The 23,769-nt window shown below is 42.6% G+C and carries 21 protein-coding genes; 8 read left to right on the forward strand and 13 right to left on the reverse strand.

The window, feature by feature from the left end; all coding sequences use genetic code 11:
* Window positions 1-146: 146 nt before the first annotated feature.
* The 8 genes from JMY09_RS12390 to JMY09_RS12425 all read left to right on the forward strand — a co-directional run bounded on the left by JMY09_RS12390 (window position 147) and on the right by JMY09_RS12425 (window position 11,045).
* Window positions 147-1,493, forward strand: a complete 1,347-nt coding sequence (locus tag JMY09_RS12390) for a purine-cytosine permease family protein (protein ID WP_201623983.1) — start codon at window positions 147-149, stop codon at window positions 1,491-1,493.
* A complete protein-coding gene (locus tag JMY09_RS12395; protein WP_201623985.1) occupies window positions 1,490-2,272 on the forward strand; it encodes a carbon-nitrogen hydrolase family protein in 783 nt (260 codons plus the stop codon). The genes JMY09_RS12390 and JMY09_RS12395 overlap by 4 nt, the downstream gene beginning before the upstream one ends.
* Window positions 2,269-3,012: an MBL fold metallo-hydrolase gene (locus JMY09_RS12400; protein ID WP_201623987.1), complete on the forward strand. Its 744-nt coding sequence runs from the start codon at window positions 2,269-2,271 to the stop codon at window positions 3,010-3,012. The genes JMY09_RS12395 and JMY09_RS12400 overlap by 4 nt, the downstream gene beginning before the upstream one ends.
* 93 nt (window positions 3,013-3,105) lie before the next feature.
* Window positions 3,106-4,863, forward strand: a complete 1,758-nt coding sequence (locus tag JMY09_RS12405) for a 5-guanidino-2-oxopentanoate decarboxylase (RefSeq protein ID WP_265088023.1) — start codon at window positions 3,106-3,108, stop codon at window positions 4,861-4,863.
* 97 nt (window positions 4,864-4,960) lie between these two features.
* Window positions 4,961-6,724 carry a D-lactate dehydrogenase gene (dld, locus tag JMY09_RS12410; RefSeq protein WP_201623989.1) on the forward strand — a complete coding sequence of 588 codons (1,764 nt, stop codon included), beginning with the start codon at window positions 4,961-4,963 and terminating at the stop codon, window positions 6,722-6,724.
* A gap of 22 nt (window positions 6,725-6,746) precedes the next feature.
* Window positions 6,747-8,153 (forward strand): YjiH family protein, encoded by a 1,407-nt coding sequence (locus JMY09_RS12415; RefSeq protein ID WP_201623991.1) that lies wholly within the window; start codon window positions 6,747-6,749, stop codon window positions 8,151-8,153.
* A 115-nt stretch (window positions 8,154-8,268) separates the two neighbouring features.
* Window positions 8,269-9,828: an aldehyde dehydrogenase family protein gene (locus JMY09_RS12420; protein ID WP_227677314.1), complete on the forward strand. Its 1,560-nt coding sequence runs from the start codon at window positions 8,269-8,271 to the stop codon at window positions 9,826-9,828.
* Window positions 9,829-10,103: 275 nt separating this feature from the next.
* Window positions 10,104-11,045 (forward strand): DMT family transporter, encoded by a 942-nt coding sequence (locus JMY09_RS12425; RefSeq protein WP_201623993.1) that lies wholly within the window; start codon window positions 10,104-10,106, stop codon window positions 11,043-11,045.
* 36 nt (window positions 11,046-11,081) lie between these two features.
* Here the strand turns inward: JMY09_RS12425 and JMY09_RS12430 are convergent, their stop codons facing one another.
* The 13 genes from JMY09_RS12430 to JMY09_RS12490 form a co-directional block, all read right to left on the reverse strand.
* Window positions 11,082-11,882, reverse strand: coding sequence for a COG4705 family protein (locus JMY09_RS12430; protein ID WP_201623995.1), 801 nt, complete (start codon window positions 11,880-11,882; stop codon window positions 11,082-11,084).
* 175 nt (window positions 11,883-12,057) lie between these two features.
* Complete coding sequence (locus tag JMY09_RS12435) at window positions 12,058-13,713, reverse strand: sensor histidine kinase (RefSeq protein ID WP_201623996.1); 1,656 nt, start codon at window positions 13,711-13,713, stop codon at window positions 12,058-12,060.
* 58 nt (window positions 13,714-13,771) lie between these two features.
* A complete protein-coding gene (locus tag JMY09_RS12440; protein ID WP_201623998.1) occupies window positions 13,772-14,431 on the reverse strand; it encodes a response regulator in 660 nt (219 codons plus the stop codon).
* 145 nt (window positions 14,432-14,576) lie between these two features.
* The gene (locus JMY09_RS12445; RefSeq protein WP_201624001.1) at window positions 14,577-15,143 is read right to left on the reverse strand and encodes a PepSY domain-containing protein; all 567 of its coding nucleotides are present in this window, start codon (window positions 15,141-15,143) and stop codon (window positions 14,577-14,579) included.
* Window positions 15,144-15,447: 304 nt separating this feature from the next.
* A complete protein-coding gene (locus JMY09_RS12450) occupies window positions 15,448-15,831 on the reverse strand; it encodes a rhodanese-like domain-containing protein (RefSeq protein WP_201624003.1) in 384 nt (127 codons plus the stop codon).
* A 246-nt stretch (window positions 15,832-16,077) separates the two neighbouring features.
* Window positions 16,078-16,761, reverse strand: a complete 684-nt coding sequence (locus JMY09_RS12455) for a ferric reductase-like protein (protein WP_201624005.1) — start codon at window positions 16,759-16,761, stop codon at window positions 16,078-16,080.
* Between the two features lie 154 nt (window positions 16,762-16,915).
* On the reverse strand, window positions 16,916-18,091 hold the full coding sequence (locus JMY09_RS12460; RefSeq protein WP_201624007.1) for an FAD:protein FMN transferase: 1,176 nt from the start codon (window positions 18,089-18,091) through the stop codon (window positions 16,916-16,918).
* A gap of 97 nt (window positions 18,092-18,188) precedes the next feature.
* A complete protein-coding gene (locus JMY09_RS12465) occupies window positions 18,189-18,524 on the reverse strand; it encodes a hypothetical protein (RefSeq protein WP_201624009.1) in 336 nt (111 codons plus the stop codon).
* Window positions 18,517-19,137, reverse strand: a complete 621-nt coding sequence (locus tag JMY09_RS12470; RefSeq protein WP_201624011.1) for a hypothetical protein — start codon at window positions 19,135-19,137, stop codon at window positions 18,517-18,519. Before JMY09_RS12470 ends, JMY09_RS12465 begins: the two co-directional genes overlap by 8 nt.
* 81 nt (window positions 19,138-19,218) lie before the next feature.
* Window positions 19,219-20,760, reverse strand: a complete 1,542-nt coding sequence (locus JMY09_RS12475) for an ATP-binding protein (protein WP_201624013.1) — start codon at window positions 20,758-20,760, stop codon at window positions 19,219-19,221.
* Window positions 20,761-20,832: 72 nt separating this feature from the next.
* Window positions 20,833-21,507 carry a response regulator gene (locus JMY09_RS12480; RefSeq protein ID WP_201624015.1) on the reverse strand — a complete coding sequence of 225 codons (675 nt, stop codon included), beginning with the start codon at window positions 21,505-21,507 and terminating at the stop codon, window positions 20,833-20,835.
* 19 nt (window positions 21,508-21,526) lie between these two features.
* The gene (locus JMY09_RS12485; RefSeq protein WP_201624017.1) at window positions 21,527-22,135 is read right to left on the reverse strand and encodes a cytochrome b/b6 domain-containing protein; all 609 of its coding nucleotides are present in this window, start codon (window positions 22,133-22,135) and stop codon (window positions 21,527-21,529) included.
* Between the two features lie 465 nt (window positions 22,136-22,600).
* Window positions 22,601-23,209: a PepSY domain-containing protein gene (locus JMY09_RS12490; RefSeq protein ID WP_201624019.1), complete on the reverse strand. Its 609-nt coding sequence runs from the start codon at window positions 23,207-23,209 to the stop codon at window positions 22,601-22,603.
* Between the last annotated feature and the right edge of the window lie 560 nt (window positions 23,210-23,769).

Below are 23,769 nucleotides of genomic sequence, written 5' to 3' on the forward strand. Positions count from 1 at the left end.
TCGAAGATAGTGACTGGTAAAAGCCTATCTTATAGCGTCGTAGCATTATCATAGTGGTCTCAATACGATATTTCTATGGATAGTTTTGTCGTAACTAGTGCATTTGAGGCACTAGTATTCATATAGTTCGGTTAAGGAAAACCGTAATGAGCAAACCATCTTCATTTTTTGGCCAAGATACATTATCACCAAATGATACCGGTCACAGTTTAAGCTCGATTGGTACATTTGCTCTATGGTTCGGTGCCAACATAGTAGTCACTACTATTTTAACTGGTATGCTATTAGTACCTGACTTAAGCTTTAGTATGGCTATAACGACTGTACTAATTGGCTCATTAATTGGTGCAATTCCATTACTGTTAGTTGGCCTTATGGGCCAACGCACTGGGCTACCATCAATGGCGTTGACTCGTAGGGCTTATGGGCCACTCGGCAGCCAAATGATCTCATTAGTGAACATGTGCGTTCTAATTGCTTGGAGCTGTATTCAAGCTCTGCTAGCTGGTATGAGTCTCAACTACGCTGTTGAGGCTACTATAGGCTATAGCAATCTACCACTCTTCGTTATTCTTTGTGAGAGCGTAGTGGTACTGATTGTATTACGTGGTCATCTGGGTATTGAGCTAGTCGAACGCTGGGCAGCACTGGCAATGGCTGGCTTGACGGTCGTGGTGTTATATCAGCTCAATCAGCACTATGATGTTTCAGCTCTTTTTGAGATGCCAATTGAGTCTCGCAATGGAATTACTTTAGGCATTGCTTTTGATATTGTGATTGCTACTGCGTTTTCTTGGATGTCGTCGGCAGCAGACTATAACCGTAACTGTAAGACCGCAAAAGTTGCAGTTTGGGGCACGTATTTTGGCTACCTTATGGCAGCTATAGTGGCTATGGGCTTAGGGGCTATGATCTCTGGGCTTTCAATACTCAATGGCATGGAACAGACTTACGATCCTACGCGTTTGTTAGCAGATTTTGGTTTTGGTTTACCTGCGGCATTAGTCATTTTCTTCTCGGTGATGACAACCAATGTTATGGCAGTTTATAGCGCTACTCTATCTTGTATGAATATAGCGCCTAATATGAGCTTTTGGAAACCAGCATTAATAATTGGCTTAGTGACTATTTTTGGTGCCCTAATTCCCGGTATCTTAGATCAGTTTCAGAACTTCTTACTACTAGTAGGGGCGCTCTTCATTCCAGCATTTTCAGTAATGATTGTTGATTACTATCTAGTAGGTCAAGAAGGTTATACCGCTCAGCTTCTTAATTCTAAGCATCAGCTAGGACGACCCACTGCTAAGATTGCTATTGCAGCTTACTTTATTGGCGCATCTTTGGCAGCTTACTGGGCAATAATTTCTCCTCCACCGTTTGGCGCGTCTTTACCTGTATTTATCATCACTGGTGCGCTTTACTGGTTGGGAGCTACTTTATTTACTCGCCATAATGTTTCTACGGTATCAGACCAAGAGGAATCATTATCATGAGATTGATGCTGGCGCAAACCGACCCTATATGGGCTGATCCTTCTGCCAATTTAGAGGCTTTAGAGCAGCTATGTCAACTAGCGAAGCATGGCAAAGCAGACTTGCTAGCAATGCCAGAGTTGGCTCTAACTGGATACAATATTTTCGACAGCCTTGATACTTTGGCTGAACCAGTAAATGGACCAATTTCTACTCAAGTCGCAAAGCTGGCTATTAAGTACGATTTATATATATTATTTGGTATTGCCGAAAGTCAGTCTGATAGCCAGTTAAATAACGCTGCTGTTTTGTTAAACAATAATGGTGAGCGTATCGCCACTTATCATAAGCGTCAGCTGTGGGGCCGTGAAAACGAACATTTTACTGCTGGTAACCAGCACTGCGTAGTTGACACCCCTTTTGGATGTTTGGGAATAATGATTTGTTACGACAATGAATTTCCAGAAATAGCTAGAGAGCTTACACAAGCAGGCGCACAGATCATTCTATCTCCTACCGCTAATATGCTACCGAATGCAGAACGTCAGATACTGCAAGTTCGTGCCCGAGCGATGGATAACCAATGCTTTGTTGCTTGCATCAACCGCTCTGGTATAGAGGATGAACTACATTACTGCGGTCACAGCTTAGTAGCTGGCCCTGATGGAGAAGTATTGGCTAGCCTTGGGTATGATTCTGCTATATCAATAGTGAGCATTAATCTGGCACGCATTGATGAAAGTCGAGCTAACCAAGACTATTTGAAAGATCTGCAAAATTTAAAGGGAGATGACTCATGAAAAAGAGTTCTCTAAAACGGATAGAAGCGGAAAAATGGTATCGGACTCAGTATGTTAACGACGGTATTACCTTGATTGACGAGCCATGGATCAAACCTTTTTTTCGCTGTAACCTTTGGCACGTAAAAGGTAGTAAACGTGATTTGTTGGTAGATTTCGGTTTAGGTGCTGTACCCTTACGCCGTCATGTCGCTCTGCTGGCTGAACGTGAAGTGGTCGGTGTCGCCAGTCATACTCACTTTGATCATATCGGTGCAGCTAGCGAGTTTGATTGTTGTCATGTACATGCTGCAGAGGCTGATATTCTAGCGGCACCAGATAATGCTCGAACCTTAGCTGATATGTTCGTAAATGATGAGATGTTTGATGCTTTACCTCCCGTTCCTTATGCGCATTGCGGCTATAAGATCCCTGCACCGGCAAAAATCGTTGAGCTTGAAGATGGCGATATGATTGATCTAGGTGATCGGCAATTTGAAGTGGTTCATACGCCAGGCCACTCACCTGGCGGTATTGCTCTTTGGGAGGCAGCTAGTGGAGTATTAATCTCGGGCGACTTGATTTACGACGGTCCGCTAATTGAAGATACTTGGCACAGCAATATTTCTGACTACGCCAATAGCATGAGACGCCTAAATGCATTACCTGTGCGTATCGTACATGGTGGTCATTTTCCTAGTTTCTCAGGAGAGCGTCTCAATATTATGATTGATGATTGGCTACGGCATCATGATCTATAAGCATTTGTTCAACAGCTTAGCACTAACCGTAAACCTAACCCCCAATACATTATTTCAACTCTAAACGCTCAATGATTTCAAGGATGATTTACCATGCAATCGATGCAGGAAGCAACGTCAATAGTCACTACGGCAACCAATAATTCGGCAGTTTTGCCTTCAATAACTTGTGGAGAGCTATTGGTAGAGTGGTTGGAGTATTATGGGGTAGAGACGGTATTCGGTATTCCGGGCGTGCATACTGTAGAGCTTTATCGCGGCCTGCCAAATACCAACATTCGCCATGTCACGCCGCGCCATGAGCAAGGGGCCGGATTTATGGCTGATGGCTATTACCGTGCTTCTGGCAAAATTGGGGTTTGTTTTATTATTACTGGCCCCGGAATGACCAATATTATGACCGCCATGGCGCAAGCTGCTGCTGACTCTATACCGATGCTAGTGATCTCTAGCGTGAATAAAATCGGTAATACTGGTAGTGGTGAAGGGCATTTGCACGAATTGCATGATCAGCAAGGAATGGTCAGTAAAGTGGCGCTAGCTAGTAAGACCATCTGGCAGCCGGAGTCACTACCGAAAGTTATCGCCGAAGCCTTTGCTTTATTCAACGGCGCGCGTCCTGGCCCCGTGCATATTCAGTTGCCTATCGATATCATCACTGCTGATGCTAGCCATGTTGCTAAGCCTCCTAAAGCCTCTGACACATCTGCAAATAGCAAGGCTAGTGCAAATACTAGATTGCCAGCGCAAGTTAGGCGACCTTTGCCGCATCCTAGCCAACTCGATGCCATCATTGACTGTCTAAAAACGGCAAAGAATCCAGTAGTGTTGTACGGCGGCGGCTGCAGTGGGGTAGATGGTGACGCGCAAAAACTTGCGGAACTCATCGATGCACCGACATTCTTGACGGTAAATGCTAAAGGTCTATTGCCACCAGCTCATCCGTTAAGCTTAGGAAGTAATCAGTCTCTAGCGCCCAGTCGTGAGCTGATTGCTGCAGCTGATGTGGTATTAGCTATTGGTACTGAGCTTGGTGAGACGGACTACGATGTGGTGTTTGATGAAGGCTTCGCTATTAACGGCACTCTTATTCGTATTGACTGCGATGCTGGACAATTGCAGCGTCCCTTTAGAGCGGATATCGCGGTATTAGGTGATGCGCAAATGGCCATTAGTGGATTGTGTGAGCGCCTGCAGCAGCAAGGCTTAGCTAAAGGCCTAAATCATCAAGCTGAGCAACGTGTTGAGCAAGTCAAACAAGCACTGATAGATCAAATGCCAGACAGCTTTGCAGGTCAAAATGCGTTGCTCAAACTGATTAGAGATAACGTTAAAGATGTGATCATCGTCGGTGATTCCGCTCAGCCTGTCTATAGCGGTAATCATGGCTTTGAAGCGCTAGCTACTCGTAAGTGGTTTAATTCATCAACCGGCTTCGGCACTTTGGGTTACGGCTTGCCAGCTGCTATTGGAGCGAGATTAGCGACTAATGATCCAGTGATTAGTTTGATCGGTGATGGTGGGATTCAGTTTACTATAGCGGAGCTTATCTGCGCATCTGAATTAGAGTTACCCTTGATCGTATTATTGTGGAATAACCAAGGCTATGGCGAAATTCGCCGTTATATGCAAGAGCGCGGACTGCCGCTTATCGGTGTCAATATTAAAACCCCAAATTTTGAGCCTTTAGCAGCTGGCTTTGGCGCGGGCTATCGCAGAATCACTAGCCAACAGCAATTGATAGAGGCACTGCAAAAGGACTTAGCAGGGCAACAACCGTTTATTTATGAAGTCGATGAGGCTGATACTTTTATTGCTGAAATGGGTGAGTCATTTACCTACTTTAGCTAGCTATCGGTATGAGTGGTGCTGGCTATGCTTGTCACGCAGGTTATGCAAGTTGTGCCAGTTATATTGAACCCTAGTCGATCAAGGAAGAGCGTCTATAGTGTCCCATGCTAATCACTCGTCTCGCTTATTAATAGATCTGGCTGATATTGTTGGGCACAAAAATGTGCTCACAAAACCTAGCCAGCAGCAAGCCTATGCTAAAGGTATGGTGAATGAGTCTACACCGCCTCTATTGGCGGTCATCATTCCGCAATCTTTAGTGATGCTGTGGCGCGTCATCAATAGTTGCGCCGCAGCAGACGTTATTATTATTGCCCAAGCGGCGAACACTGGACTGACTGGGGGTTCTACTCCATTTGGTGACTATGATCGGCCAGTAGTAGTGATTTCTATGCAGTCTTTAAACGGTATTCATCTACTGAATAATGCTACAGAAGCTATTGCACTACCAGCGGCAACCTTGCAACAGTTAGAGACTATCTTAGCCCCGCTAGGCCGTGAGCCGCATTCTGTGTTGGGCTCTAGCTGTGTCGGAGCTTCTATTATCGGCGGTATCTGTAATAGCTCAGGTGGCATGCTAGTTCAGCGTGGTCCGGCTTATACTGAGATGGCGCTGTATGCTAGACGCAATATTTCAGGTCAGTTTGAGCTTATCAATCATTTAGGGATAGAGCTTGGTGACGATCCAGAGCAGATACTAAATAGTCTACAGTTTGGCCAGTTTGAGCAGCCTAGTCGCTTTGATGAAAAAGTCGATGCTTCGTCGATAGATTCTCTATCAACTGATACGCTGATAACGGATCGTTCAATAAGCAATAGAGCTAGTGCTAATCAGCATTATCAAACCGTGGTACGCGATTGTGATGCTGCGACTCCAGCAAGATATAATAATGATCCTAAAGGTCTATTCGAAGCTGCTGGCTCCGCTGGCAAGTTAATTGTGTTTGCAGTCAGGGTAGCGACATTTCCTAAAACCACTCAAGAGCAAACCTTCTATATATCTACTGACAGCGCTGATAGCCTAACTGCGTTACGGCAAGCTTGGTTAAAAAGTGAGCTGCGTTTGCCAGTATTTGCGGAATATATGCATAAAGACTATAACGTCATCACTCTGCGTTACGGTCGTGATACTTGCCTAAGTATGCGTCAATTACCTGCTAGCAAGATAGGCGCTTTATATCGTTTGCAAGCGCAAGTAGGCTATTACTTAGAAAAGTGGCACTTGCCAAAGACTCTGCCAGATCGCCTGCTACAGCTAGCCTCAATATTTATGCCCGCCGCCCTTCCTAAGTCGCTCTCGCGCCAAGCACTAGCCTATAATTATCATTTAATCATTAAAGTAGCCGATGAACATGTCGAGGCAGCTCAGAGCTTTTTGCAGGCGCATATCCAACAACATCAAGGCCAGTTGCATGTTTGCACACCTAAACAGGGGCAAGCGTTATTGATATTTCGCAGCGCCGCAACAGCGGCTATGTTTCGTTATTATCACTTGCATCAAAATGACTTTGGTCAATTGCTATCAACAGATATTGCGCTACCTAGAAACGCCTTAGACTGGGATGAAGTGCTGCCTAAAAACTTACAAGGTCAAGTAAAACAGTGCTTTTATCTCGGTCACTTCTTTTGTCATGTGATGCATCAAGATTATCTGTTACAGCCTAATGTGGATGCAAAAGAGTTTAAGCAAGCCCTACTAGATTTTTATGATCAGCGCCATATTGAATACCCCGCTGAACATAACGTAGGCCATGTTTATCGTGCTAAGTCAGCCTTAAGCTTTTTTTATAAAGATTTGGATCCGACCAATTCGCTCAATCCAGGAATTGGTCAAACAGTTAAAGGGAAAAATTGGCGGTGATCGCCTATCAAGGAGGAAGTAGATGACAAATCATGTTAATAAGTCGCAGCAGCCAGTGTTAGGGAATAGTGATGTTGATCCAAAAACACCGCAAGGCAAGCAGTGGCAAGGAGCTTTTTGGAAGTTTATATTATTCTCAGCTTTAGGTATTGCGCTATTTATCATCCCATTTCAGTGGGATGGCAAGATCACTATTTTATTAGGGGTTCTAACTGATACTCTACAATCAGTTTTAGGGACTGCCGTTGTTTATGTGGTATTAGCCATAGTGTCGATATCATCTGTAGGGGCGTTGGTAATGAAAGTCTTGCGACCTAATTTACCTGAGGGTTCTCTAATAAAAGGGATGTTCGATGTCGATTGGTTTTGGCTGGCAGCACGCCTTTTAGGAACCTCGTTTGCTTGGATGATCTTTTTACAGATAGGCCCTGAGTTTCTTATCAATCGTAATACTGGTGGGGTTATTTTTGAGGATTTGGTTCCAATTCTAATTCCATTATTTTTCTTTGCGATTTTGTCGCTACCGTTTTTGACTGATTTTGGTTTGATGGAGTTTTTGGGAACTTTAGCCAGCAAGGTATTTGTTAAGCTGTTTAAATTACCGGGACGCTCGGCAGTAGATGCTATGTCTTCTTGGTTTGGGGCAGCCTCTATTGGTCTACTCGTCACTATGCAAGAGTATGATAAAAGCTTTTATAGTTTGCGCGAAGCCGCCATTATTGCTACTACCTTTTCAGTAACCTCTATCGCCTTTACCTACGTAGTTGCTAAAACTATCGGCGTTGACAATAATTTCGTTTACTTTTATTTGACTGTATCATTGACTGGCTTTATAGCCGCTATCATTATGCCGCGCATACCGCCTTTATCTCTCAAGCCGGATACCTATCATTCTGGTAAAAGCTTGCTCGATGAAGAAATTCCAGCTCAATACAGTATGTATCAATGGGCGCTGAATCGAGCAGTAACCCGCGCGCACTCTATGCCAAGCTTAGCTAGCGTATTCAAAAACAGTCTAAAAAACTTGTTTGATATCTACTTTGGACTTATTCCGGTTATCTTCGCTATCGGGACTATTGGCCTGGGTTTGGCTGAATATACGCCAGTGTTCGATTGGCTAGCAACACCTTTAGTACCAGTGCTTGAGTTACTAAGGATTCCAGAAGCTGCAGAAGCTGCTCCTGCTATGATTATGGGCTTTGCCGATATGTATCTACCTGCATTGGTTGGTAAGAGTATTGAGAGCGAGATGACACGGTTTATCGTGGGTGCAGCTTCTATTACTCAGATTATTTATATGTCTGAGGTTGGCGCTCTAATCTTGAAATCGAATATTAAGCTCAATATTCTAGAGCTATTTATTATCTTTATTCTTCGTACCATTATTAGCTTAGTGGTTATTACCTCAGTAGCTCATCTACTGTATTAAGCATCCTGAACTATAGCCTTTACGCCAGCCGATTTGATGATATAACTACTAAAATCAAATCGGTTACTAGTATAGCTGCTGATTCTAATAACATCATTAAAGGTAGTAGCCAATTATGAATATGACTACAGATAGCTCTATAAGCAGAGAAGCAGCACTTAGCACCGTCAAAAATGAGCTAGTCTTAAATGCCGCTTACATAGATGGCGAGTGGGTGACGATAGCGCCATTAGCCGATGACAGCAACAGTAGCAGTAGCAGTAACAGTAACAGTAACAACGATAATGATAGTAATAGTGATAATGGGCATTGCCTATATGATCCAAGTGTAGGGCAAGTCATTGCTAAGACACGATTATCTACTAAAGATCACGTAAAGGCTGCTGTTACGGCCGCTACTGCTGCCTTGGCTAGTTGGTCACAAACCACAGTAAGCGAACGTGCCCGTTATTTGCATGCTATTGCTGATGCACTGGAGCAGCGATTCGACAAGGTAGTGGCCCTATCAGTTTTGAACAATGGCAAGCCTGTTGAAGAGGCAAAAATAGATGCTAGTGATGCTATTGCTAGCTATCGCTATTACGCCAACCTCATTGCTAAGCAAGAGACTTGGACTGAAGTCTCAACCACTGAATCCAGCGTCCGCCTACTAAAAACTTATGCGCCTATTGGAGTCTGTGCGCTTATTGTGCCTTGGAATTTCCCTATGGTGACTAGCGCTTGGAAGTTAGCGCCAGCCTTAGCAGCAGGCTGCACAGTCCTATTGAAGCCTTCTGAGGTCACTCTGCTACCAGAATTGATGTTAGGCAATATATTGTCGTCTATCGGCCTACCAAAAGGGGTAGTCAATATCTTGCCGGGCGCGGCTGAAGTAGGGGCGGCGATGACTAGCCATGCGTTGATCGATAAAATATCTTTCACTGGTAGTAATGCAATCGGTGAAAAGGTAATGACCCAAGCGGCAAAAGGCATAAAAGATATCAGTCTTGAGCTTGGTGGTAAGTCGGCTATCGTGGTACGCGCCGATGCCGACTTAGACTTGGCTTGTGAGCTTATCGTTGGCGGTATATTTACTAATGCTGGGCAAATATGTTCAGCCACCTCAAGGCTATTAGTACACTGCGACATAGCTGAGTCCCTATACCAAAAATTAAAAACTCATACCCAGAATATCAATATTGGTGAGGGTTTTGCGGCTACTACGCAAATGGGTCCATTAGTTAGCCAGCAACAGCTCAAGCAAGTGCATAACTACTTACAGATCGCTACTGAGGAAAATCTTGCTTGTCTTACTGGTGGCCAAGTATTGGATAGAGCAGGCTATTTTGTCAGTCCAACGATTTATACCAAAGTGCCAACAACCAGTCGCTTATGGACTGAGGAGATATTTGGGCCAGTGCTAGTTAGCACTACCTTTACAGATGATGCAGAGGCGTTACGCTTAGCCAATGATAGTAAGTTTGCTTTGGCGGCAACTATTGTTAGCGCCGATCAATCAAGCGCCTTAGAGATGGCCCTACAAATCAATGCGGGTCATTTTTGGATTAACGAGCAACAGATTGTACTGCCAGAAGCAGGATGGGGTGGCTTTAAGCAAAGTGGTATTGGTCGTGAGCTTGGCGAGGATGGACTAGCGGCTTATCAAAAAAGCAAGCATGTACTATTCGCTAAATAATAGCTTATTAGTAGACCTGTAGTGCTCCCTGTTAATAGCTTTACTCTGTTAGTTGCTGTAGTTGCTGTAGTTGCTGTAGCCATTAAATAAACAGCAAGCCACTTTATATGAGCTATAAAGTGGCTTGCTGTTTATTCGATAATCTAAATAGTCATAAAGTTGCATAAGTATTTATTAGCCATTGCGACTGTCGCCGATCGCTATTTATGATTTTATCGATAAAGTAATAGGGGCATCAGACGGGGACAGATTTTTTATAGGAATATAGGGTTAATATGACTAGTATAAATAAAAAAAGTTATTACCTTATCTTTTTGATTCCAGTGATATGGGGTTTAGGGTTTCCGATAACTCATAATGCAGTAAGCCAAGTAGATGCTGGGATTTATGCTTTTTTTAGATCATTCATCGCGCTGTTATTTATCACCCCTTTTGCCATAAAGTACTTATTGAAAGTAGATAAGAAGCTAATAGTCGCAAGCTTGGCTTTTGGTCTTCTAATAGCGCTACAGTTCGTAGGTCAAAGTAACGCTTTAAGATTTTTACCTTCCTCTGCAACTGCTTTTATAATCTCTACTAATGCCATCATTCTCATCATATTTACCTCAGTGTTATACAAGAAAAAACCTGAAAAGATTGACGTATTTTCTATTTCTTTGGGGGTAATAGGCGCTATTATCATTTTGAATCCTAAGTTTCAACAATTTAATATAGGCTATTGGTGGGCAGGCTTGTCCTCTTTGGCTATTGCTTTATCAATACTGTTAATCGGCTACTTGTCCTTTTTTAAAGACTCCTCAGAACCTAGTGCTAAGGTTGGTGATGGCTTACGCTTTATATTTTTCCAGTCACTATTTTGTGTTTTTTTTCTATCCTATTATCCGTTAAGCTTAGGAATACCAAATAACTTACCGATGCAGGTTTGGTTATCCATTCTGTATATGGGAGTGATTGCCACAGTAATAACTACTGTTTTACAAATAAAGTTCCAAAATAGAATTGGTAATGTGCGCGCCTCTTTAATTTATAATTTAGATGTTATTTTTGCTAGTGTTTTTGGTTATCTTAATCATGAAACGATGACCGCCACTCAATTGGTTGGCGGTTCCATAATATTTTTGGCTTCCATCGCTCATCCTGTGTATTTGTTAGCGATGAGAAAGTATAAAACAAGCACGGGCAGCATCAACAGTAGCATCGACAAGCATCATAGTTGACGGTTTTTGTAGTTAAGTGACATTAATTTGAAGCCATCAGTGAGCTTTAGTACTGGCTCTTTGTTTAAACACTAATAGGCAAGCAATAATAAAAACCAATAGTGCCGCCGACGCCCCAAAGCGACTTAAAGCAAGGCCACCATGATCTATAGGCTTATCCAAAAAGTCTCCTAATACTGCACCTAAGGGTCGAGTAAGGATAAACGCGCTCCAAAATAGCAAAGTCTTAGAGATCTTAGTAGTAAAATGCGCTATAGCAATAAGGGTTAATAAAGTGCCAAAAATAATAGCGCTAGTGGTATAACCCATGCCCTTAGAGTCCGCAACCCAGTCACCTAGTGCCGTACCAAGAGTCTGCGAAAACATAATAGTAGTCCAATAAAACACTTCAGCTTTAGGCTTGCTAACGCTATCAACAGCAACACTGCCCATAGTCCTTTGCCAAGCGAATAAGCAAATTGCGAGCAAAACTATAAGCAATGCTGAGCCGCCAGCGTAACCGATACCCAGTGATCTGGTGACATAGTCTGCTATTGTGGTGCCTAAAGTGGTTGTGGCAATAATCGTTGCCCAATATAACCATTTATTAAACGAGTTGGCTTTGATTTGGCTGGCGACTGCGATGGCGAATATGACAGCGAATATAGCGGTACTGACGATATATCCTAGATTCATCGACATTGACAGAGCGTCACCTGCGGTCTCACCAAGAGTCGTTGCTGCAACTTTTATTAGCCAAAAAATCAAAGTCACTGCTGGAACTTTTGATAAAGCATCGCTCATTGGATCGTTATTGGGAGCAATCGTTGAGTATTCAGATTTTAAGGTGGGGGTCATCTATGGATTCACTCTCTTGATAAGCAAATTTAATGGCATATTGCCTGTTTTGCAGTTACTAAATTATCAAGATAGCTGTTAAGAAAGTGTCAAGGTAGCTGCTGAAAAAATATCAATATCTAGGACCTTAACGATTATAAGGGTTTAAACCGTTGCAAAAGATTTGAGGCTTGCTCTAGAAGACTAAGCTTACACATAGCCCAGTATTTCTGCCTGTTTTTGCATCGGTCAAGATAGAGGTACTCATGAACAGATCAATACCTGCTTGCTCACAAATAGACTTAACGATAGATAGTCCTAATCCGCTGCCGTTTATGGCATTGTTCTGGTTGCTGGCACTGTCAGAGCGTGTGTTGGTGGCAAGTTTTTCAGAGCTTGCTTCTACTGCTTTAGCTGATTGACTAAGTCGTACAAAAGGCTCAAAAGCATTGCTGTAATCATCAGGATCAATACCTGCGCCTGAATCCATAATCTGTAGTACTAATCTGCCGGCAAGTTGGAGAGGTAACTGTTCGGGCTTTATAAGACCGATGATATGAGTACCAAGGCTATCTAATAAAGCGACATCATCACTAGTTGGCTGTTTTGCTATGGGGCCAAAGCGACAGAGTTGAATAGCTACTTGGCTGTGTTCTGGGCTATAGATAATGGCATTTTGGATAAGGTTCTTAACCAGTATTAATAATGACGTTTCATCTATAGTGGCTTCTGCGTCCTCTGAGGAGTCAGTCAATAATTGCACCGTTAGCTCCATATTTTTGCTATCGATAATCGGTATCAGCAAGCTAATGACTTGTTCGATAGTAGCTTTGAGGCAGACTGGTGTATGCGCGGTATGATTAGTGATGTTACCTGCCCGTGCTAAGGTTAACAGCTGTTCCACCAGCTTTTGATTACGGCTAAGTCGGCCAGCTAGCTTGTCTAAGCCCGCCGTCATAAGCGGATCTTGAGCATGGCGCTGTAGTCGTTGTAGCTGTAATGATATCGCGGTCAGGGGTGAGCGTAGTTCGTGAGCTGCATCAGCGATAAAGCGTTGCTGACGCTCAATACTGACTTTTACTAGAGCTAGTAGCCGATTTAACGACTCTGCTAAAGGTAATAACTCAGTAGGTAAGTGTTCAATTCTTAGAGGGTTTAAGTCGTTCTCGTTGCGCTGCCTTATTTCATAGTGTAATTGGCGTACAGGCTTCATCATTCGCCACATGATAAAGGGCAGTAAAAGTAACAAAAGCGCCATGCCAATAATAAGAGGCAAAAAAGATTGCAGGGCGCTGGCCTTGGCTAAATCATCTTGTAGGTCCGTCTGCTGGCGTAGGATAAGGGCTACTTTTTCATCAGCACTAAACGACTTAATATAGACATCGTCTCTATAAGTCCGCCAACTATGACCATCGATTTTTTGATCGCTTATTCCTGATGGAATGTCAGTTAATAACGCATTAGGTATAGGTGCTGAATAATCTTGATCATGCTTGTCCTTGTTATTGTCTTTATTTTGATAATCCTTTACAAGATTAGGGGACTTCATATTTAGCATTATAATATCAACGGTAATGGCACCGTCATCATCATCGGTATCAAAGTGAATATTGTTGTTCACCAAATCACTATTATCTGAACTACTATTACTCTGTAAAGCATTAATGCTGAGTGACTGCTGCAATAACGCTGAGGTATTTTTTAAATTATCATCTTGAAAGTCGTTGATTTCATTATAGCTGTACCAAAATCCGTAGCCACCAGCGACTATGGCTAGTAGCAATAAGGACAGCACCGGCCAAAAGATCAGCTGAAACTGCATAGATTTGAAGGGCTTCTGAATCAGCGTCATGTTGACAATCTTCTCTATTGACCATAAAAAATTGATTATAAAAACAGTGAGGGCCGTTTTAAATATTACTAATATACCAGCCTAAGCCTCGTACGTTTTTTATTCTATTTTGCCCAAGCTTTTTTCTTAAGCTATGAATCAAGAATTCTATAGCATTGCTTTCTACTTCACCGCCCCAGCCATATAGCGAGTCTTCAAGCTCAGTTTTGGACATGACTTTTTCGGGTGCTAGCATAAAAGTGGTAAGCAGCATATATTCCTTAGCGGTCAAGTCAACGGGGCTGGCATCCATAACAACACGTTTGTGGGCGGTATCGAGGCTAAGGTTAGCCACGCTAAGCTGATTGTCTGCTTTGCCTTGGGCACGGCGAATAAGTACTCGCATCCGCGCAAAAACCTCTCCCAGCTCAAAGGGCTTAACCACATAGTCATCCGCCCCTAGATCAAGTCCAGCGATCCGGTCTTTTAGTTGATCGCGGGCCGTGACAATGAGCACTGGGGTATCGATCTTAGCATCACGAATAACAGTCAATACTCCCATGCCATCAATTTCAGGCAACCCTAAATCTAACAATATAATGTCGTAGGGTTGGATTTTTAAAGTCAGGATAGCTTGGCGACCATCTTTTACCCAATCGACGGTATAGGCTTCATCCTGCAAAGCCTCGCTCAAGCTTTCACCAATCATTAAATCATCTTCGACCAATAACACGCGCATAACACCTCCCTAATTTTAACTGTAATAAGTATTTATCAACCAGCTGATTAAATCATTTATATTTTTTCTGATCGCCAAAAGCTGCAAGCATTATACTAATACACTTGCAGCTATCGGCAGCCTATCGGTAAGCGCTCGCCAGCCCTTAATTATCTAACTGCTTGCTAATAATAGCACCAGTCATGGCATCGACTATGACTTGATATATTTCGGTGCCTTTAGCGATCTTAATCTCATAAATGGACTTGCCATTATCTAAATCAAACTCAGCTTCGATAACTTTTCCACTGATACTCTGAGTGGATTTTTGTAGCGCTTGGGTAAGACTGATTTGAGCTTGTTTTATAGCGTTATATTCTGCTATGTCCTGTTGATCGAGTTTCTCTTGCTTAGTCTTTAATACCCTACCTGTACTCGCATCAATTTTTACTTCATATTCAGTATTATTGGCAATAGATTTAATTTCAAATTTGCCACCTTCTATATAGTCATTTTGCTCAAACTCCGCACTTATTACGTCCCCTTTAACTGTCTTTTGGGCAATAGTTATCGCTTGCTCAAGGCTGATTTTACTCTTGGCTATGGCTACCGCCTCACTGTTGCCAGCGTTTGAGATAGCAGGGATTTGACCTGAGGCGATAGCGACAGTACCAATGCTGATAATACTCAGAGCGATGATGGCCGACTTAGTTAGGGTTGATAGTTTTTTCATACGGTTGACTTCCTAGGTTAAATGAATAGCTGACAATTTAGGTTAAATGAATAACCGACAAGATGATTACTGGTTCTGTCAGCTGCTTTAGGGCTAGGAGGCCATTATAAAAAAATAGACATAGTAGAAGCTTAGCGCAGAGTAAGGGTTAAGTTAGCTGCTATATTTAGTGGCTTATTAATATTTAGATAGTGGCTCATCAATAACTTAATAAAGCAAAAAAGCTGATATTTACCTTAGTAAACATCAGCTTTTATCTACTAGTAGTCTGACTACTAGTTAACCTTTTAATCTTTTAACCTGCTTAATCAATATCAAGGCCATTATTAGACGCTGTTGTAGGCTTGCCAGCTTCAGTCCAAGCATCATAACCACCTGCAATAGACACAACGTTTTTGTAGCCAAGCGTTTCTAACGACTGCGCTGCTAAAGCGGCGCGGTCGCCAGTCTTGCAGTAAATCAAGATATCAGTATCGGCACTGCTAACGGCAGGCAAGTCAGCAATTTTGAATTCGAGCACTCCACGAGGTAGCGAGACCGCTCCTTCAATATGGCCAGCAGCGTACTCATCAGGCTCTCGCACATCGATAATGACATCGGCTTTACGGCAGGCTGTTTCTGCTTGTGCGAGTGAAACGTCGGTTATCTGTGCTTTAGCAATTTTTACTAAGTCATTTGCGGTTTTCATAGTAGTGCCTTTGGTAGTGATAAAAGAGATTATATAGCTGCGATAGCTTTAGTAGTTTTCAGCCTCATAAAAGTCAGCAATTTACACTTTGCAAAACTACAGCAAGTGATTCAAAACAACAGCTATCAATATATAATTTAGTATATCATTAATTTTTAAATTAATTAACTTTACTCAAACTGATCTACCGAATTAACGCTCCATTATCAAGGTTGCCATCATTGTCGCTTATTCTTCTTCAGCAACTTATTTGGCTAGTCTTAGCGCCAATAGTCGATAGCTTATCAATAAAAAAACTATGGTCTGACTGCCTGCATAAAATAATAATAAAGGCAGTGCCCGACTATCAGATCCCACCATGAATACGTGAATACTGATCAACATATAAGCACTAAAAGTTAAAAAGTGCAGCCATCGCCATGCTGACTGACCAATATATTTCTTAAGATAAAAGCTAAAAGCGCAGATAAATAATAACCAAAAGCCTAATTGACCTAAGGCAACACCAACACGGTCTGTCTGAAAACCTAAGGGCGCTAAAACCTGCCATAAGTTAACATTTAGGTAGCTATCTGCTAACAAGATACCGGCATGGAAGGCGGCGAAGCCCACTGCAATCAAGCTTAGATATTGATGCAAGGCAAATACTCGTGCGGCATTAAGATGCTTACCTAGACGGGTGCTCAATAATAAACCGAACACCATTGCTAGCCAAAATAGGCTATAGCCAATAACCCCGCTGGCCCGTGACAAGTACCAAAAGTTCTTATCAGTGGCTAGCAGTAGTTGAGAAATCGTCTCACCCCATGTCAAAAGCGCATAGCCACCCCCTAAAATACTAAGGGTCAAAATTAATACAACCGATAAAACCTTAGCGACTTTTGTCAGTCTGGAATGGCTATGATTGTCAATCAGGGTATTAGTTTGCATGATGGTGCTCCTATAAAGGGCTGTCTATCCAAGGTGGTTATCTACTACTTATCGGTGTTTTAAAATCGGTCTTTTAAAATCGGTCTTTTAAAATAGTTGTCGGTTGCCTTAACTGGTTTGCAACTTATCTAGCTTTTATCTTGGCCCGCATGAATTAGCTCGCTATTAAATTTGGCTGCACCAACTTTGGCAAAATAGCAGCAGAGGCAATAGCCTGATTATCTGTAGTGATTAAGAGGGCTGCAATATGGTGCTGCTTAAGCCATGCCATCGCCTGTTTGACACCAAGCAGCACGCAGTATTTGGCATATACTTCGGCCGTCAGGGTATCAGTAGCGACTACGGTTGCGGTTAATACATCACTAACTACGGGAGCGTTTTTGTCAGGATCAATTAAATGATGTTGCCACTGGTCGCCATGCCACCAGCGCCGATAGTCTTGCCCTGATGTAGCTACAGCGCCGGAGCTAATAGCAAGGATTGCCACATCTTCATCTTGCTGATTGTCAACCTGCGCAGTAGTATTAAGCTGCGCTTTAGCAACCGCAATCCCCCAAACAATCGGTTTGTTAATATCTTGGTCGTCCACTACGCCGATAGCTATGTCACCGCCCATATCAACTAAGCAGGGCATAGGGTAGTCATGACTTTTACTAATTTGCTCGGCCAATTGCATAGCACACCAGCCTTTGACATAACCATTTAAATCTAGGCCCATTCCTGTAGGAAGATATACTTGATGCTCACCATTAGCTAATAGGCGCAGTTGGATGCGTTCGATGTACTGATGGCTACTGTTGTCATCAGTGTTGCTACTGTGCTTGCTACTATTTCTTCTATACTCATTGCTACTGCTAGTAAGGCGCGGGCGTTGTAAGCATTGGCTGGAATCTGTAGCAAGCCAAATAGTGCTAGCTTGTTTGGCTACTAGAGGTGGTTTGGGTAGAGTTTCGAATGACTGCTTATAGCCAGCTGCGCAAATAGAGTTAAGTAGAGTAGGGGTTACTAAACCTTGAGTCTTAGCAACGAAATAAATAGCACTTTGTAATACTGCAAACAGCTCGGCACTGACGGTAGTCCATTGATCAGTATTATTATTAAGCCTCATCAGTGCGCTGGTCTCATCAAAGCGGCTAAAAGTATGTTCCCAATCAATCAATTGCTGTTGCACCTCGCTGGCTAATAAGGCAACTTGCTGATCTATGAGCGCTTGCGAATACCGTGCACGCAGTCTAGTAATATTCAGGCTGATCTGAATATGGCAACCCATAGCTAGCAGGGTAAAAGTCACTAGTTGCGGTATACTGGCTTTAGGTAGGGAATTTTTCATATCAAAGCTCCAGTGGTTAGCAGCGCCACGGTTCGAGATTATAGTGGTCACTGCAAGCTTAACTTGACTAGCCCAGCCCAGAACAGTCTATAAGCTTTTATCGAGAAGAGCGCGTGCGGGCAACGACCGTTACAGCTTCAACTGCTTGAACTTCATTGACTTGTCGTAGCTGGCTAATATCAACGATCGGCATCGGCTCAGCCACCGTCTCATTAGCAGCAATAACAGAAGTACTCAACATGGCGGTATCTACTGATTGGTTATCTGTCTCTTGGTTCAACAGTAATAGCCACCCTGCCATAGTACCGACCATTGATAGAATCATAATGCTGCTTTTAAGCGCTACAAAAGGGTCGGCTTTTTTAGCTGTTTTGGCTACCTTATTGACAGGCTTGCTAACAGTTTTAGGCGAATGTGAGTTGCTATTAGTCATCGTAGTCATCCCCATCATGTGGCTTATAGTTAGTGGCGATTAAGCGCTCATTGTCGTTATAGTCTTTATCATCGTGCTGGCGCTTACTGTGCTTATTGCTTTTGTGCTTATTGTCATGGTGGTCATTTTCATAGTCGCCATCTTTATAATCGGCATTTTTATAGCCATCGTCATCCACGCCCTCAACGCCATAGCTATCGGCAGCGACCGGATTAAGGACAGTACCTAGATTGGCATCAATGTAACTAGTGCCACTATCTAAGCGCACTTCGTAGGCCACCATCCCGTTATAATTTATAAGCTCAGGCGTCGCTTGCAATAGCGAACTAGGCGAATTTTTTTTAGCCAAAGCTGTTGCTTGCGCAGGGTTAAGGGCCGCAAGGGATGATTGCGTAGTCAATAAGGATGGTGATAGAGAGTTTAGGGCTGTTTTAGCAGCTACTGCATCAGAGGAAGTAGCATCACCCTTAGTATTTTGAGTGACGAGATTGGCTATTGATGAGCTGTTGTCAGGTTCAGTCGACTGTACAGCCAAGCCGATAACACCGCCGAAGAATACTAACGAAGTAGCAGCGACAGTTAGTAATAAGGGTCTTAAGAGAGGTAAGGTCATAGCTTGTACTCCATAGCATGTTATTAGGGAATACGAGTAGCATACGCTGTGAATATTAACTCAATCTTAAGATAAGGCGGATTAGGCTTGTATCGTGCTTTTTATCTCAGGTTTAATAGTAACGATAAGGCCTGTTGCTGGTGCAGTGCGATTGGCAAAGGTTAAGCTGAGACCGTGAAGTTGCGCTATTCTACTAGCGATTGATAGCCCTAGACCGCTACCCAACTGGCTTTGACCTGCTGGACGGTAGAAGCGTTCGCTTAAGCGTGCTAATGTTTCAGGCTCTACGCCAATGCCGTTATCAATCACCTTAATGCTATCAGTATCCAACTGAAGGTCGATTAAACAGCCTTCTGGACAGTAGCGAATGGCATTATCTAGTAGATTGCGAATTAACAGTTTGAATAAGATAGGGTTAACGACTATAGGTAATATAGCGTTAGGGTCATTACATTGGACGGTGCGCTTTAATTGAATATGCTTTTCACGAGCCAGTCGATTGACATCGCTGAGCACAATATCGGTCAACATTAGCCAATCTGGTGTGACTAGTTGCTCGGGGGGTAGGTGCTGTTCTGGCTCTATTTTGGCTAATACTAATAGTTGCTCGACTAAATGAGTAGCGCGCTCAATACCAGCGCTGATCTTTTGCGCATGATAAAAAAGCTGATTATCTTCGGTAGTTGATAGCTGTAATAGCTGCTGTTGTAACAAGTCAGCTTGTAACTTTAAGGCGGCAAGAGGACTGCGTAGTTCATGCGAGGCATCAGCGGTAAAACGTTGTTCACGAGCCAAAGTATCGGCCACTTTTATAAATAATACGTTCAAGGCTGCTACTAAAGGTTGGATCTCTTTCGGCACATCGGCGGTGATAGGACTATCATCTTGCGGCTGACGTTGTTGCAGATCATCACTGATTTGGCTTAACGGCTTAAAACCGCGCTTAATTAACCAAACTACCAAACTCATAAAAGCAAACAGCCCAATCAGCATGGGTAGTACTTGTACTGACATAGCGCCAACGATCATCTTTTGCCGTGAGTCGAGGTTTTGGCCCACCGCTATGATTCGATCTTTTTGCTTGTTATCACTACCATCATGCTCATTAGAACCATCATGCTTATTAGAACCGTCATGATCATTATGACCGTGATAGTCATCGTGCACATAAAATAAACGCCAGCTCTTACTAAAAGGGTTAAGGCGCTGGTAAGCAGAGTTGTTCTCTTCTAAAAAACCACGCTGGTCTGGTAAAAAAGAGAATGCTTGACCATTTTCGTCAGCGGCTAACAAGTGGCCCTGTTTATCCCAAATAGCAAAACCCATATAGTCATCCTCAGCGTCTCCTAAATCACCTGATAACTGCTTGCTTTTTAAATTATAAATTTTGGTAATAGGGTGAGCTTTGTTTTTATTATCGCGCTCTGCATTGTCTTGTTTATCTTTATCGTCATCATCAGCAGAGACCCCTATTAAGTAACGGGCGACTTGTGTAATTTGGGTATCATTCATCTCATTGATTTCATGCCACAACTGCCACGCAATAAAGCTTGAGGTTAGCAGCCATAATAAAGGCAGACCAATGAGTAAGGAGGTTAATAGCCGTCGCTGGATACTTTTCATAGACTCACATCATAAAATGGCAAGTAGGAATAAAGATAAAAATAATTAGGCCAGATTTGCCTACTCTAAGGATTAGACTTGGCTATAGGCTGGATTAAGATAGTAGCCAATACCGCGTTTGGTGAGGATAAAGTCGTTGCCGAGCTTTTTGCGTAAATGATGAATATGGACTTCAATAGCATTGCTCTCAATGTCTTGTTGCCAGCCATAGAGTTTGTCCTCGAAGCTGGCTCGACTATGAATCTGTTTAGGATGCGTCAGCATTTGCTCTAATATCGCCACCTCTTTGATCGTTAGTTCTAGCGCTTGACCTTGATAAGTCAGTTGTTGGCTGTGTGGCTGATAAACGAGTTCACCGTAGTGAATCTCAGGCTGACTACGTCCTTGACTTCGACGCATCAATGCTTGCAGGCGGGCGACTACTTCATCTAAGGCAAAAGGTTTGACTAAATAATCATCAGCGCCAGCATTTAATCCAGCCACTCGATTAGCAATGGCATCGCGAGCAGTAATGATCAATACTGGGGTGTCTAGCTGTTTAGCTCGCCAGTGCTGTAGTACGGTCATCCCATCACCCTTTGGCAAAGTCAAGTCAAGCAACACAGCGTCAAACATGCCATCTTGCAGTGCCATTTCACCTTGCTTGGCATCACTGAACCAATCGACCATCATGCCATGGCTCTTTAGCCCAGCAATTATACCTTCCGCAATAGTGCTATCGTCTTCGATTAGTAATATGCGTGCCATCTATTCCTCCATCACAGGTTTACTCTACAGTAGAGCGCTGGTCTTTTACTTGCTTATTACCAGTTATCATTGATTTAATAAGGTTCTGCCGTTGCCAATAACTCATAACAATAGCGGATATAATATGTAATGGAATAAGCAAATATAAGCTATTAGCGAGTAGTTCGTGAACTTCCTCCAATAAATCCTTATTGCCTAAAATTTCCGATTCCATTAAATAGCCACTGATGCCTAAGCCTATAATGACGGCCCATAACGCTAGCACCATAATAGCAGCTAATGGATTGTGACCTAGATGCTGCTCATCGTTACGGCGTTGCCTTAGATCAGCTAAGTGATTTTTGATGCGTACAGGCGTAGGGAAAAAATCAGTAAAACGGGCATAACGTGTGCCGACCAAGCCCCAAAGTAAACGGATAACCACTAAGGCTACGACCGTATAACCGACATATTGATGCAGGTCGCTACCGTCTTCGGTGAACAGTAGATTAGCCATGATACCAGCAGCTACTGTCCAATGGGTAACTCTTACTAAGATATCCCAAACTCGTACTTGCTTAGTTATAGGAGCGTTAGATAAGGGTATAGCAGTAGGCTCAAGCGCATTATTTTCATTATTTGTGCTCATGATCGTCACTCTCATAATAGTTTGTGTGATAACTATTACAACAAACCAACCTTAAGCTCAGCTTAGGGAGCAAAAATATTTTTATGACTAGCCATTGAATTAAATCCCCAATGGGCCAGCAGTATCAGATAGTGTGGTATTAAAGGCCATGAGATTAGAAGACAATTATGGCTATTTTAAACTCAATAACAATCAATCATTACTCATTTTGCAAAGTATTGATTTTAGAAATATCTAGTTTTAAAGGCGGCGTTAGGCTACAGGTTATTTTTAAAATCTAAATACCCCATCAATAAAAAAAGCAGTAGCCCATACCATCATAATTAAGGTGTCGGCTACTGCTTGATGTCAATCTAAGCTTTAAAGTGCGATTACAACTATCATTTTGATGGCCCAATGATCTAATTGATAATGCTCATTAGCACTGAAAATTTATGAATATTGTAGATGCGATTTGATCCTTTTTTAATCATCGTCTTCTACATCGACTTGACTGCTCAATACTTTACCCGTATTAGCGTCTATGCTCACCTTATAAATCTGATTGCCTTTGACCACTTCGAGATCATAAAGAGCCTGATTTTTTTCTAGCTCGAACTCAGCTGCTATTACTTTACCATTTAGACTCTGTGCTGCGGTTTGCATGGCACTCGTGAGCGTTACTTTGGCTTGTTTCATGGCGTTATACTCAGCCATATCCTTTTTATCTAGAGTTTCTTGCTTAGTCTTTAAAACTTTGCCAGTATTGGCATCGATTTTTACTTCATAAGCTGTACCGTTGGCTACCAACTCGACTTCATACTCTCCTGTTACCGCCCCATTCTTATTGGCATGGTCATCGTCATAATCAAACTGAGCTTTGACCACATCGCCTTTAGTATTTTGTTTGGCAATTGCCATAGCTTGCGTTAGGCTAACTTTACTCTGCATGGCGCTGACAGCTTCGCTTGAACTAGCCATTGAGTTGGTTACGGCTTTAGTATTGACCATCGGCGCAGCGATAGCAGCTGCTCCTACACCTGCAATACTAAGGGCGACAATCACTGATTTGGTTAACATAGATAAGTTTTTCATAAGGTTATTCCTTGGTATTAAGTCAATTTCTGACATTGTGTTTATTGGTTTTGTCAGCTACCTGGTTGGTATGACTCTATAATACGAAATAAGACATAGCAGAAGCTTAGCGCAGACTAAGGGTTTAGTTAGCTTATACACAGCAAGCAAACCAAGTACCATCCTATCCCTAATGCAATAAATGCTTAACAGATAGCACGCCACTCATCTTCAATGGGTTTAGACGTTTGGTCAAAAGTAGTGCTTAATAGGGGTAGGGTGTCTATCGTAATTTATAAACCTTGGATAATGTTATGGCAATAGCAGCAAACACTTATATTAGTCATTGGCGCCTGATAGGTAGCCTACTAGTGGGAATGCTTATCGGTTTAATAATATCGATGATTTGGTCTGCTTCTTATAGCACTAGCTTTATCATCGGCTGGGATAGTGCTGTAACTATCCCCTAAACTAACACAGCTCAAACGTAGAATTTCTTATAAAATACCCATAAGGAGTTTTGATATGAGCAAACGAATGACTGAGACCCAAATAGTATCAATATTAAAAGAAGCAGAAGC

This window comes from Psychrobacter urativorans (genome assembly GCF_904846695.1).
GTDB lineage: Bacteria > Pseudomonadota > Gammaproteobacteria > Pseudomonadales > Moraxellaceae > Psychrobacter > Psychrobacter urativorans.

What these genes read in the sequence shown, in the direction of transcription:
- JMY09_RS12475 (WP_201624013.1), bottom strand. Translation starts at nt 20,760, where the DNA reads ATGAAAAGTATCCAGCGACGGCTATTAACCTCCTTACTCATTGGTCTG.
- JMY09_RS12490 (WP_201624019.1), bottom strand. Translation starts at nt 23,209, where the DNA reads ATGAAAAACTTATCTATGTTAACCAAATCAGTGATTGTCGCCCTTAGT.
- JMY09_RS12400 (WP_201623987.1), top strand. Translation starts at nt 2,269, where the DNA reads ATGAAAAAGAGTTCTCTAAAACGGATAGAAGCGGAAAAATGGTATCGG.
- JMY09_RS12440 (WP_201623998.1), bottom strand. Translation starts at nt 14,431, where the DNA reads ATGCGCGTGTTATTGGTCGAAGATGATTTAATGATTGGTGAAAGCTTG.
- JMY09_RS12480 (WP_201624015.1), bottom strand. Translation starts at nt 21,507, where the DNA reads ATGGCACGCATATTACTAATCGAAGACGATAGCACTATTGCGGAAGGT.
- JMY09_RS12455 (WP_201624005.1), bottom strand. Translation starts at nt 16,761, where the DNA reads ATGCAAACTAATACCCTGATTGACAATCATAGCCATTCCAGACTGACA.
- JMY09_RS12395 (WP_201623985.1), top strand. Translation starts at nt 1,490, where the DNA reads ATGAGATTGATGCTGGCGCAAACCGACCCTATATGGGCTGATCCTTCT.
- JMY09_RS12465 (WP_201624009.1), bottom strand. Translation starts at nt 18,524, where the DNA reads ATGACTAATAGCAACTCACATTCGCCTAAAACTGTTAGCAAGCCTGTC.
- JMY09_RS12425 (WP_201623993.1), top strand. Translation starts at nt 10,104, where the DNA reads ATGACTAGTATAAATAAAAAAAGTTATTACCTTATCTTTTTGATTCCA.
- JMY09_RS12485 (WP_201624017.1), bottom strand. Translation starts at nt 22,135, where the DNA reads ATGAGCACAAATAATGAAAATAATGCGCTTGAGCCTACTGCTATACCC.
- JMY09_RS12390 (WP_201623983.1), top strand. Translation starts at nt 147, where the DNA reads ATGAGCAAACCATCTTCATTTTTTGGCCAAGATACATTATCACCAAAT.
- JMY09_RS12435 (WP_201623996.1), bottom strand. Translation starts at nt 13,713, where the DNA reads ATGACGCTGATTCAGAAGCCCTTCAAATCTATGCAGTTTCAGCTGATC.
- JMY09_RS12405 (WP_265088023.1), top strand. Translation starts at nt 3,106, where the DNA reads ATGCAATCGATGCAGGAAGCAACGTCAATAGTCACTACGGCAACCAAT.
- JMY09_RS12470 (WP_201624011.1), bottom strand. Translation starts at nt 19,137, where the DNA reads ATGACCTTACCTCTCTTAAGACCCTTATTACTAACTGTCGCTGCTACT.
- JMY09_RS12445 (WP_201624001.1), bottom strand. Translation starts at nt 15,143, where the DNA reads ATGAAAAAACTATCAACCCTAACTAAGTCGGCCATCATCGCTCTGAGT.
- JMY09_RS12430 (WP_201623995.1), bottom strand. Translation starts at nt 11,882, where the DNA reads ATGACCCCCACCTTAAAATCTGAATACTCAACGATTGCTCCCAATAAC.
- JMY09_RS12450 (WP_201624003.1), bottom strand. Translation starts at nt 15,831, where the DNA reads ATGAAAACCGCAAATGACTTAGTAAAAATTGCTAAAGCACAGATAACC.
- JMY09_RS12415 (WP_201623991.1), top strand. Translation starts at nt 6,747, where the DNA reads ATGACAAATCATGTTAATAAGTCGCAGCAGCCAGTGTTAGGGAATAGT.
- JMY09_RS12420 (WP_227677314.1), top strand. Translation starts at nt 8,269, where the DNA reads ATGAATATGACTACAGATAGCTCTATAAGCAGAGAAGCAGCACTTAGC.
- JMY09_RS12460 (WP_201624007.1), bottom strand. Translation starts at nt 18,091, where the DNA reads ATGAAAAATTCCCTACCTAAAGCCAGTATACCGCAACTAGTGACTTTT.